Raw genomic sequence first — 12,593 nt, 5'->3', positions numbered from 1 at the left:
AGGTTATGCTGAACAATTTGTCCAAAAATTCGGATTAAATTTGCAATCTACCTTTTCGATACATCATCAAAATAATCTTTCCAGCTATACCATAAATTCTTTTGGTTTTGTGTTTTTCGTTCTAAAATAAACTCGCCAATGACCTTTTCTAAATCACGATTATCCGGAGCAATTGCGTAGTAAGTCTTCAAAAAGTCCATCATTATGAAATAAGTTTGCATTTCGTCAATTGTCTTTTTCCCACCACCATCGTCCATAATCGGGCGAGCTGGCGGTAATACTTCAGCTTGAACATCATCATCAAATAGTTCGACGGCTTCAATTTTAAAAACTTCCGGATTACTAACCCACTCGCAAGATGTAACCCACTGCTGCCAAACAGGATGAGTTTCTCGCTCACTTGCCGACATCTCACAAATTATTCTGGTAGCGTAAACTAAGTTTCTGGCTAAATCAGTAAAAATATCCACATCAGGTAAATATTCATTCGTAAATTGATTAACTGCTTGGAATCCCTCAAACACTGTATGATCTTCAGAGCCTAACGAATAATAAATCTTTCTCCAATCATCCGCGTACCCCTGGTTAAACAATTCACCAATATCATCATTACGATATATCGCTATACCGCCTATCAGTGACCCTAAACTATCATCCCCCGCAGCTTGAAAATACGAATAATAAAATTGGGCCATTGCGAAAAAAGTTTTATCAATATCCAAACGCAACATTTCCAGCTCTTCCTCCGTTCAAATGCTATTTCTACTCGCAAGAAAGGGCGAGTGAAGTTAATTCATCAAAATCATTCGGTTAATATTCGGTTCACTGAAACCATCCAATTTTTCCAAACTTCGGTTTGCTCATATTCCTTTTCCGGCATAAAAGTAGTTCGCCAAATGTCACGGGTCAACTTTCGACTAAAATCCGCATGCAATGCATTATCTGGTATCTCGACCTGCATAAATTGACTCATAACCGCCAATGCTTGAAACGAACTGACTGTTTTTGTTTTTTTCGATATATCATCAAAATAATCTTTCCAGCTAGACCATAAATCTTTTTGGTCTAGTGTTTTTCGTTCTAAAGTAAACTCGCCAATGACCTTTTCTAAATCACGATTATTCGGAGCAATTGCATAATAAGTCTTCAAAAAGTCCATCATTATGAAATAAGTTTGCATTTCGCCAATTGTCTTTTTCCCACCACCATTGTCCATAATCGGGCGATCTGGCGGCAATACCTTAGCATCAGGAAAACCTACTAGATTTTCAGCCGGTCGAGCATCGTCAAGAAATAGTGACTCTTCGACTTTAATGACATTGGGATTACCAATCCATTCAAAAGACGCAACCCATTGTTGCCAAACGGGATGAGCCTCTCGTTCACTTTGGGGCATCTCACAAATTATTCTAGTAGCATAGACTAGGTTTCTTGCTAACTCAGTATAGCCATCTATATCAGGTAGATACTCATTATTAAATTGGTTAAATGCTTGAAATCCTTCAAATGCAGTATGATCTTGGGAACCTAACGAATAATAAATTTTTTTCCAGTCATCCGCATACCCTTGATCAAACAATTCATCGACCCCATCATTACGATATACGGCCACGCCACCTAAGAGTGAACCCAAACTATCATCTCCAGAAGCTTGATAGTAAGACTCATAAAATTGCGACATGGCAAAAAAGGTCTTGTTCATATCTAAACGTAACATTATTTTAATTCCTTTCGTTCTAATAAAATATCAGTCTATCTCTTTCCGTAAAACACTTTTTACGCTCAGCATTCTAAATTCTCATGCACAATAGTACTCACGATACAAAAGGTCCTCCGAAACATTAACTGCCTATGATGATTATTAATGTTGGTGCAGTTGGCTTTAGCGGTAATTACCCATCTCGAAAAGTATCCAGCTGCCATAAGTAGCCATAATACTATCCGTATTTTTTTACGTCTTTGATGACACAGTTTGTGAACCGTTATCAGCGTGTAATGATTGCACGCTTTCCAGTACTAGTCATAACATTTTGAAGCACCTTACCGTTCTGTTTGCTGATCACTTAGTTGACCATCGGCAAAGTTTTCCGATGGCCCAGTAGTACGGCTACACCGGCATATGCGACTGTTCTGTTTAAGGGTACGCAAAAAGAGATGGCAGCCATCAGCACTGTCACCATAGTTATATGTAGCGACGTATAGACGTCCTTGTTTGAACCCCTAGTTTCCATGTTTAGCTCCTTTATTTAATAAAGCTACAATAGTTAAGCAGTGAAACTAACTTACCATTGTAACTTAACATGGCCGCTTTTGGATTTCAATAAGAAAATTAATATTCTCTTATAATCACCGACGTTTCGAACAGTTTCTATCCACATACTTGGATATGTCTGCTTATCGGTCCCCATCTTTTCACCATTCACGGTATTATGCCTTAACTTACTACGCTAACTTAGAAGGTAGTATAAATTACATTATCACTCCCAACAACAGCGCAAAAAGTAGTGTCCCGCCACCTGATAGGCAATGGGACACTACTTTTTGCTTATGTGACTTTATTAAACCCGACATTCGACAATTAACACATCTGGGCTAAAAAGTTACTGCTATGTGAACGGCCAATTGCTAGTTACGGTAATCGGCCGCTGAATAATTGACTTCATCAAATCAAGTGGGCCATCACATCTAAGACCCCTTCATGATTATTATCTGCCGGCGTCAAATACCGGGCCGCTAATTGCGCGTCGATATTGCCGTTGCACATGGCAAAGCTATATTGGACCGCTTGCAGCATTTCAATATCATTATTATTATCCCCAAACACTGCCATTTCAGCTGGTGACAGGCCCCAGCGTTCAGCTAGCTTTTTAATGCCAACCGCCTTACTGATGCCCTTGGGAATAATATCAATCCCTTCAAAACCACTCGAAACACTTGCGAGACTAGGGAATTCACGTTGTAAGAAGGTCAGCTGTTCGACAACCGGTTGACCCGGCCAGGCTAAGGCAATCTTATAGAAGTCATCATCAACGGCCGTCATGTCCGTCACTAATTGAATGTGGCGATAGTATTTACGCGCTTCCGTCAACAATGCCGGACTGACCCGGGCATCGACATACGCATCCTTGGCGCCGGATAAGACCACTAAGCCGTCTTCAAACACCGGTTGTTGCTGAAGCGCCGTCGTGACGGCCTGCGCCAAGTCCCGCGGAATCGTTTGTTGCCAGATTACTTCATCCCCGATTTTGACTAAACCGCCATTTTCCGCGATATACGCAATCGGTTCAAAGTCTTTGAACACATCTAAGAGATGTTGATACTGATTGCCACTAGCGACGACAAAGTGTTGATTGTGGGCCCGCATTTGCGTGAGCAAGTGCTGGAAACGGGTGTGGTTAAAGGCCTTGTGGTCATCTAAAAAGGTGCCATCCATGTCAACGGCCATTAACTTAATCGGCTTAGTGGGCGTGGGCAATGCCGGCTGGGCCAATGGTTGTTGACTCAACGCTAAGACTTGATCAACTAACGGTAATAATGCCGTTGGTTGGGCTTCCGCCACGCATTGGCTTTGGTCTAAGACCCACTGCCATTCTAACGAGAACCAGTCCGTTTTTGGTAAGGCCGTGTGGGTGTTCAAGGCCGTCGTCACTTGGTCAAACCAGTGCCGCCACCGTTGCGTATATAAGCCGGAAGTTAAGCCCGACCATTGGCGATTCGAATAGTCATGCAGCCCGCCACTATCGGCTTGGCGTTGACCACCCCACGTTGTGACAATCGCTAACGCATCAATGGCAAAGCAATCTTTGGAAAAGTCATCTAAGTCTTGACTGGCTTGCGCCGCGGCGTGTTGCCACGTACTTAACCGGAATAGTGGGACTTGGTCGGCCAATTGGTCTGCTAAGCTCAAGGCCGTAAACCAGAGCGGCTTGAGCGTTTGGACCACGGCTAAATCTTGTTGTTTGACCGCGGTAACGAGGCGTGGATACAAGGCTGCAACACTGTTTGATAAAACTTGTTGCGCTAAAATCACCAAATCAACTTGAAAACCAGTCGTGGCAAACGGTGCATCGGCCGCATGCGTCCGTAATAACCGCAACGCCCAGACGAGTTGATGCGTTGGGTAATCGACAATCGCATTGCCCCAAGTGGAAGCCGCCGGTAAATCCAGGCCCGGCCGCGCATTTAATAAAGATTCCGGCGCGCCTTGACCGCGTTGATTATACTGCGCCGCATAGACGGTCGTGGTCATAATCTTTAAGGCCCGTTGCCATTCGGGATGGTTGATGCCATAACGCCGTTCACCATACGCAGTCAACCACTCATCAATGTTCATCGGCGCGAACGCCGTGGCATCGGCCCAAATCGAATCAAAGAAGAAGTCGAATAACAACGGATTACTTTGCGACGCTTCTGGCGTAATCCCAATTCCGCGACACCACTGAGCTTGTCGTTGGGCCGCCTGATAGCCACTTTGGAGCGTATCCAAATGACCAGTTAAGCCCATCCGGCCACCGAAGTTGTTCAACATACAAAATAGCCACGGCGTTCCACCGAACTCTAAGCCGCCATACTGCTGCGGATCACTGATTGACCAGTGGGGCGTCCGTTCGGCATATAAATCCAGCACTAAAACATGGTCGGCAACTTGGTCACGAATTCCGGCCAATAAGTCCGCGCGCGGATTTTCTTGCCAAGACTGTAAGACCCAGACCCCTTGCGCATCATGCGCCAAGAGACCACCTAAAACTTGTTGAGCCACCACGTCTAACGCTAAGTCCGCACGGTCGCCACCTTCATGGAAGGGGTCGACGGCATAATAATGACTAATTTCACCGTAAACACTCGCTTGGGCCGCATAAAATTGGTCGGCGACTTGGGCGAATAAATCACTATCGGTCCGCAAAATTCCGGGCCGTTGGAAGCCACACCATTGTCCTTGTAGTAACACCGGACAAGCTTTAATCTTCGTTTCAATATCATCGGGAACTAAGCCGGCATACGCTTGTAAGACCGGCGTCATCCCCATAACGTGCATGAAGGCTTGATTGTGCTGAGCTAATTTAGCCCGTTGGACCGCCCATTTGGCATCAATCGGACCACCAAAGCTCCGCATATTGCCCATCCATTGCCAAGCAGTATACGTTGGTCCCGTTAAAAAGTCAGCAATGGCTTCAGTTTGGTACCCTAAGCTCGCTAAGAAACGATACCAGACCAATTCCAGGCCAGTCGGATCTAACACTAAGTTGACCCCGTTTAGCGCCAACCAGTCGAGTTCTTGTTGCCAGTCTTCGGCCTGCCAAAAAGCCATCGTATACGCATGCGTCGTGTAATTGTACGCATAACGCCAAGTTGCGGTCGTTTGCCGCACGATTGGTTGCGCTAAAGCGACTGGCTTGGCGGGCATTTCCACGTGATCACCTAAGCCGGCTTGACTGAGATTCACCTGACAATAAGTCTTCAAGTAGTAATTCAACCCGGTAGCGAGGGTCACCCCGCTAGCCGCTTGAATAACGACTCGGTCCGCCGTCGTACTAATCTGAAACGCATCGGCCTGCTTAGTGGCGACCGGTGCAACTTTAAAGTCGAACCAATCGACATAGTCCGCCCCGATTCGCCGGGTCACAATCCCCGCTAACGCTTGTTGCACGGCAGCCGCAGTCGGCGCCGTAATGGTTGGCGTATTCAACGCTAATGCTGGTGGCGTCGGCACTTTTGCCTTAGGTTGGGCCGTGCCTGTGACCCGCACTTGTTGAATTTGAACGCCCGCCGAATCATCACTCGCTAACACAAGCAACTGGACATGGCGATACGTCCCATTGACGGGACAAGTCACGGTAGCCGTTGACGTCGTCGCGCGTTCCCGGCGATAGAGTCGGTCGAACTGGTGACCATCGCGACTCCCGTATAAGTTAAATTGTATTTCGGTCCCGACTGGTAGGGTCACCGCAATCGTGGCTAACGCCGTCGCGACACCTAGATCAATGTCCGCATACGCGGGATATTGGTCGCTGACCCAGGCGGTCGTGTCATCGCCATCCGTCAAGCGCGCGGCTTGGCCGGGATTAAATGGGGACCGGACTGGCCGACCATTGGCGATACTAGTTGTATCGGTCAACACCGCGATGGGCGTCGTATCGACCGCCGCATCCGGGGCACTCACCGTCACCGTAACTTTGGCTAAGGCGCTAATGGGGGTTAAATTTACCACTAAATGGGACGCGTCAATCGGCGTCGGATACGTAAAGGTCCAAGTATCCGTCGTCACCGTCGCCGTCGTATCAGGAATCACATCACTCATCACGTGATTTAAGACGTGCCCAAGTTCAAGGGTCATTGGTCGGTCAGTGCCGGCCGTCATCGTGAGCGTTACGGCTGTAAGCGGCGTCGTTACCGCAGCCGGCAATGTCACTAATCCTTGTTGTTGCGCCCCGTCGACTTGGACTTGGCTAGTTAAATCAAGTTGGTTGACCGGTTGAACTTCGACAGTCATTTAATCACGCTCCTTTTATTATTTGCTCAAAGCCATTTTGGCGGGGTTAACGGCTTTTTTCCGTTTTGCCCGGGCCACCATATCATCGTTAAAGCCCCAGAAGTACGTCAATAAGAAGGACGTTGCTAAACAAGCGGCCCCCGCAATCGCTGCCCAGTAGAAGTTACCATCAATCCCTTTAGGATTAATGAAGCCCATTAAGAAACCGGCCATGCTAAAACGGTCAACGTGCATCAAACCGATGATAAACCCACCAACGGCACTCCCAATGTTGGCGGAGATGAAGGTCTTCTTGTAACGTAAGTTAATCCCATAAAGCGCGGGTTCAGTAACCCCACATAACGCGGAGATCCCAGCAGCAAAACCTAAGGACTTCAATGAAGGATTCTTGGATTTCAAGGCCACGGCTAACGCGGAACCCCCTTGGCCAACGATGGTGACCCCGGTGATGGCAAATAAGTAACTGTGCCCCAAGGTCGCGAAATCGTTGACATACAGTGGTACCAAGCCCCAATGGAGCCCGAAAATAACCAGAATCTGATAGAATCCATCAATTAACCCACCGAAGATTGCCGAGTTAAAGCCGATAACGGTTTGAACTCCATGGGCTAACCCGTCGGCTAACCAAGTAATTACTGGACCGGTAACTAATAACGTGACCGTCGTAACGACCCCGATAATAATCGCCGGAATGAAAATCGCTTGTAAATAACTTGGCATCCATGTCTTCAGCCATTTTTCCAACTTAACGACCATCCAAGCGGCCACAATCATTGGAAAGACGGAGTACGTATAAGAGACGAATGGAAAATGGATGAAGCCAATCGACATAATATCTAAGTTTTTGCCCGCCGCCGTCAGTAAGGTTGGATAAGCAATAATCCCCCCAATTACCGCGGCTAACGTGGCATTCCCACCGAGTCGTTTGGCGGCGTTAAACCCAATCAAGATTGGTAAAAAGTAAAAGACCGCATCGGACATGGCGTTCATAATCATATAAACATTGCTAGTATCCCCAATAATATGGAAAGTGGTAAAAATCGCCATGAACCCTTTGATAACCCCGGAAGCGGATAAAATCCCGATGATGGGGCCATCGCACCGGTAATAACGCCCATTAATAAGTTGAAGCCATCTTTAATTTTTTGACCGAAGTTCCGATTATCTGGTAAATGATCTTCTTCACTCGGGTCAGTCGTCGCATCGGTAATCCCTAACTGTTTGGCCACCGCATCAAAGACGTCCGCTACCGCGGGACCGATGACGACTTGGTATTGGCCTTGGGCTTTGGCGACATCTAAAACGCCATCTAAATCCCGAATCTCGTCGTCGTTAGCTTGCGCTTCATCTTTCAAATAGAACCGCAGCCGCGTGATACAGTGAATGACGTGTTTGACGTTTTCCGCGCCACCCACATATTGAATAATGTTGGCCGCTAAAGCATCGTAGCCGGTCAATTGGGAAGCCACTTGCCGTTTTTGCAAATGTTGTTCGGCATCGGCTACCTTTAAGCCAACGGTTGCGACCACTTGTCCAGCCGTAACTTCGCCAGTCGTTAATTGTAAATCGGCCACTTTTTCGGCGCTGTTAGTCATCACTAAAATTGCCGTTGGGTCCTTACCAGCGTCCTTGATTTGAACCAAATCCATCGTCCCGATTGCTTGACCAGCTGTCACCGTTTGGTCCATCGTCACATCGAAGTCAAACGGCGCACCCTTTAATTCCACCGTGTCGACCCCTAAGTGTAAGAGTAGCTGGACCCCATTTGTTAATTCAAAACCAATAGCGTGTTTCGTTTCAGCGATTAAGACGATTTTCCCCGTCACTGGACTGACTAACGTGCCGTCAGTCGGCTCAATGCCGAACCCTTGACCCATGACCCCTTTGGAAAAAACTTCATCGGGGACCGCGGTCAACGGCACGGCTTGGCCATTAACTGGTGCCATGATGCTCATTGTCGTTGCATCCATTGCTTGTACCTCCCTAAGATTGATGTCTGACTATCGTTCATTAAAAACTTTTGCTAGCAACGTCAGAATAGCACGCTCTTTCAGAAAGCGTATTCATTTCCGGCCATTCAGATACTCGTTTACAAAGCCGACACCTGTACCGCTTTGGCTCAACCGCGGGCTTCATTCTTGTTAAAAAGTTCACTAAAAACGCGACTGCCGCCTTGAAAGCACGCGTTTTCACGCCATTTTAGCTGGCAGCGTTCCCTGTACCGCCATCCCTATACAAACCGAAAACAATCGCTTATTATCATCATGTAAGCGTTTGTGTTTTTTGAAAGGAGCGTCTGCCAATGCCAGCCAACCTCGCCTGGTTAGATGATCCGGAAGTGTTCCGGATCAATCAATTACCTGCTCACAGTGACCATTACTATTACCACGATGCCGATGAAATGGCGACTGCCACTAGTCGTTATCAGTATTCCTTAAACGGCGCGTGGGACGGTGCCCAATATCGCCGCCCACCATATACGATTCATGATGAAATCACGCCCGGTATTTTCAGTGACGCCCCCGATAATACAGTCGGGTCATACGTCAAAAAATTCACTTTACCAACTAGCTTTGACCACCAGCGGGTCAGTATTCAGTTCCAAGGCGTCCAAACTGCCTTTTATGTCTGGTTAAACGGCCACTTTATCGGTTATGCCGAAGATAGCTTTACACCTAGCGAATTCGATTTGACCGATACTTTAGTGGCTGGTGAGAACTACTTAGCCGTGCAAGTTTATCGCTACAGTACGGCCGCCTATATTGAAGATCAAGATATGTTCCGCTTTTCTGGGATTTTCCGCGACGTTAACTTGTTGGCGAAACCGGCCATTCATATCGACGACTTGGACTTAAAGCCAACCGTCAACGCCGACTTAACGACTGGCGAACTGCACGTTAAAACGCGGCTCAGTGGTCCTGATTTAAGCGATGGCCAATTGAAATTAGCCGTCTTCGACCAAGCCGGCACCTTAATCACGACGCAAACGCAAGTTACCCAACGTAAAATGGCCTTTCAACCCATCACGGTCAGCCAACCAACGTTGTGGTCACCTGAACAACCTAATTTATATACGGTCCAACTAACCGTCTTGAATGCCGCCGGTGAAACGTTGGAAATCGTTCCTTACCAATTCGGCTTCCGGCGCATCACGATTACGTCAGACCACGTCATTGAAGTTAACAATCAGCGCCTGATTATTAATGGCGTCAATCGCCACGAATGGAACGCCCACACCGGCCGCGTCATTACGACCGCCGACATGCAAGCCGATATTGCGACCATGCAAGCTAATCACATCAATGCCGACCGCACTTGCCATTATCCCGACCAAATTCCGTGGTATTACTTATGCGACCAAGCCGGCATTTATTTGATGGCGGAAACGAACTTAGAATCGCACGGCTCCTGGCAAATCGACGCCGAGCAACCGACCTTTAACGTTCCGGGTGACAATCCGCACTGGTTAGCCGCCGTCGTGGACCGCGCGCGGTCCAACTATCAAACGTTTAAAAACCACGCCAGCATCATCTTTTGGTCGCTCGGTAACGAATCGTATGCCGGGGCCGATATTGTAGCGATGCAAGCTTACTTTAAACGCCATGATGCTTTACGGTTAGTGCATTATGAAGGCGTCTTTCATGTCCCGGCCCTAAAAGAAAAAATTTCCGATGTTGAGAGCCGGATGTATGAACAACCGGCCGCCATTGAAGCTTATTTAAAAAACGACCCACCGAAACCATTTTTAGATTGTGAATATATGCATGACATGGGGAACTCACTCGGGGGCATGGCAGCTTATCGCGATTTAATCGACCGTTATCCGCAATATCAAGGTGGCTTCATTTGGGACTTTATTGACCAAGCCCTCTTGATTAACGACCCCGTCACCGGCCAAGCGATGTTACGCTACGGCGGCGATTTTGACGACCGCACGACCGATTATGAATTTTCCGGCAACGGGCTGTTATTTGCGGACCGCACGCCCAAACCCGCTTTACAGGAGGTGAACTATTATTATGGCCAATCTCACTAAGCAACGTCTACATGTCGTTTACGGCGACAGCGGTCTTGGACTCCACGGACCCGACTTCGATTATTTATTCAGTTACGTGCATGGTGGTCCCACCGCGCTCAAAGCCCACGGCCACGAATGGCTATACCGCGCCCCTAAGCCGGCGTTTTGGCGCGCCACTACCGATAATGACCGCGGCAGTGGCTTTAGTACCAAAGCCGCCATGTGGCTCGGAGCCGACCAATTCGCGACTTGCGACCATGTAGCCGTTAGCGTTGACGATCACCCCTTTGACGCCGTACCGACCGCGCCGCGTAACGACCAGTTTTCCAATCAAGAATCCGCCGACACCGCGACCGTAACTTATACGTACCGCACGCCGACCACGCCAGTTGCCACCGTCGATATTCAATACACGGTCGCAGCCACCGGTGTCATCACGGTCGGCGTTCACTATCAAGGGCAGTCCGGTTTGCCAAGTTTACCAGCGTTAGGATTACGTTTCGTCATGCCAACGGCCGCAACAGGGTTTACGTATACCGGTCTGGCTGGTGAAACTTATCCGGACCGCTGTGCGGGTGCCAAGCCCGGCACGTATGCAATCACCGGGCTACCAGTGACACCGTATTTGGTCCCTCAAGAATGCGGGATGCACATTCAAAGTCAGTCCGTAACAGTGACACGCAACACCACCTTGAATCCGAACCAACCGCAAGGCACGCCGTTTGCGTTGAAGTTTGACCAAGTCGACCAACCATTTGCCTTCAGTTGCTTACCATATACGGCGCTAGAACTCGAAAGTGCCACTCATCAAAACGAACTACCGCCGCGACATCGCACTGTTTTAACGATTTACGGTGCGGTGCGTGGAGTCGGTGGCATTGATAGTTGGGGCACCGATGTTGATTCGAACTATCATATTGATGCGACTGGCGCGATTGATTTTGCGTTTGAAATTTGCCCGCTTTAAATGCCGCATACTGAAAAAGTCACTTGATGAATGTTCTTTCATCAGGTGACTTTTTTGTTGGCTTATTTTTATTGTTGAAACTTGCGTGAAAGGCAGTTTGTTACGCGCTCTCTTGTTTTGTTGCCGAAACGTGGTCCACCAGACAGTTTGCTCCGCTTAACCCGACTCTGGCCATCATGCCCAAAGCCCAGGCATAATGGCCAGAGTCACGTTAATGCTCACAAACTACCCGTCTGGTGGACCACTCTTGTTTGTTACGGTGGCAAAACTTTCAATGCCGCCGTCCATAACCATAATCGATGTCGTACTTGCATTCCCCAGCGTTGAGCCAAAACATTGATGTTGCGCATTGTTTTGTGCATTCAATACCCCTTTTTATGAAGTGACTTGTAGGACACCTTCAGTATAACGAACTTATCTGCGGACTCGCGACGATTATGACCGTCAAATTTCTTCAACAAAGTGGTCAGCGTAGCGTTCCCAATATTTCGCATAGCGCGGTCGTACCTGTCCGTCTAAATCTAGTTGGTATAACCGAAATGTGACTAACTTATCTTTCGGCTGCCACTGTTCACGATACGAATATTGATAATGCATCCCCAGTTTTCGCATCACTTGCCCACTGGCGCCGTTATTAACGTCATGCGTTGCCGTCACATACGGGTAATCATGCTGCTGCAACCAAGTCAGGGCTGCTTGGCTAGCTTCCGTAATCAATCCCTGATTCCAGTAGGCTTGCGCCAAGCCATAGCCAAAATCATAGCTAGCATCAGCGCTCACATCAACATAACCAATCGGTCGATTATCGGTCTTCAAACACACCGCCCAAAACTGCCCGTGGGCCGAAGCATAGGTCGGTTGTAACTCATCTTGATAATAACTTTGGGCCTGTTGCAAATCCGTCCACGGCCACCATGGCAAAAAGCGGTTGACCGTTGCATCCGCCATCATGTCATATAGCGCTTGATAGTCCGTCGCGGTTGGTTCAAAGTGACGCAAAATTAAACGTTCTGTTGTAATCATGAGGTTGCTTCCTTTCAAAATCGGGATTAAATCAATCTATTTTCGAATGGTTATCATCACTTACTTCGTCCAACAACAAGCTACTGAAATCATTA

At 47.8% G+C, this 12,593-nt stretch carries 8 protein-coding genes; 2 read left to right on the top strand and 6 right to left on the bottom strand.

What is annotated here, in order from left to right:
- Positions 1-47 precede the first annotated feature (47 nt).
- The 5 genes from DY78_RS00275 to DY78_RS16560 form a co-directional block, all read right to left on the bottom strand.
- Positions 48-731, bottom strand: a complete 684-nt coding sequence (locus DY78_RS00275; protein WP_056993481.1) for a hypothetical protein — start codon at positions 729-731, stop codon at positions 48-50.
- 71 nt (positions 732-802) lie between these two features.
- Positions 803-1,717, bottom strand: a complete 915-nt coding sequence (locus tag DY78_RS00270) for a hypothetical protein (protein WP_033613583.1) — start codon at positions 1,715-1,717, stop codon at positions 803-805.
- Positions 1,718-2,662: 945 nt separating this feature from the next.
- Complete coding sequence (locus DY78_RS00265) at positions 2,663-6,490, bottom strand: Cof-type HAD-IIB family hydrolase (protein WP_024624394.1); 3,828 nt, start codon at positions 6,488-6,490, stop codon at positions 2,663-2,665.
- Between the two features lie 18 nt (positions 6,491-6,508).
- The gene (locus tag DY78_RS16565; protein WP_051385205.1) at positions 6,509-7,537 is read right to left on the bottom strand and encodes a PTS sugar transporter subunit IIC; all 1,029 of its coding nucleotides are present in this window, start codon (positions 7,535-7,537) and stop codon (positions 6,509-6,511) included.
- Positions 7,483-8,460, bottom strand: coding sequence for a PTS sugar transporter subunit IIABC (locus tag DY78_RS16560; protein WP_051385206.1), 978 nt, complete (start codon positions 8,458-8,460; stop codon positions 7,483-7,485). The genes DY78_RS16565 and DY78_RS16560 overlap by 55 nt, the downstream gene beginning before the upstream one ends.
- A gap of 332 nt (positions 8,461-8,792) precedes the next feature.
- On the opposite strand from DY78_RS16560, the gene DY78_RS00250 reads away from it, so the two are divergent.
- Positions 8,793-10,526, top strand: a complete 1,734-nt coding sequence (locus DY78_RS00250; protein ID WP_024624395.1) for a glycoside hydrolase family 2 TIM barrel-domain containing protein — start codon at positions 8,793-8,795, stop codon at positions 10,524-10,526.
- On the top strand, positions 10,510-11,475 hold the full coding sequence (locus DY78_RS00245) for a beta-galactosidase small subunit (protein WP_024624396.1): 966 nt from the start codon (positions 10,510-10,512) through the stop codon (positions 11,473-11,475). Before DY78_RS00250 ends, DY78_RS00245 begins: the two co-directional genes overlap by 17 nt.
- Positions 11,476-11,919: 444 nt before the next feature.
- On the opposite strand, the gene DY78_RS00240 is transcribed toward DY78_RS00245, so the two are convergent.
- A complete protein-coding gene (locus DY78_RS00240; RefSeq protein WP_024624397.1) occupies positions 11,920-12,498 on the bottom strand; it encodes a GNAT family N-acetyltransferase in 579 nt (192 codons plus the stop codon).
- Positions 12,499-12,593: the final 95 nt, after the last annotated feature.

Origin of the sequence: Lactiplantibacillus fabifermentans DSM 21115 (assembly GCF_000498955.2) — a bacterium.
Classification (GTDB): domain Bacteria; phylum Bacillota; class Bacilli; order Lactobacillales; family Lactobacillaceae; genus Lactiplantibacillus; species Lactiplantibacillus fabifermentans.
The sequence above is the reverse complement of the archived record's forward strand: the minus strand, read 5'-3'. Positions and strand labels throughout refer to the sequence as shown.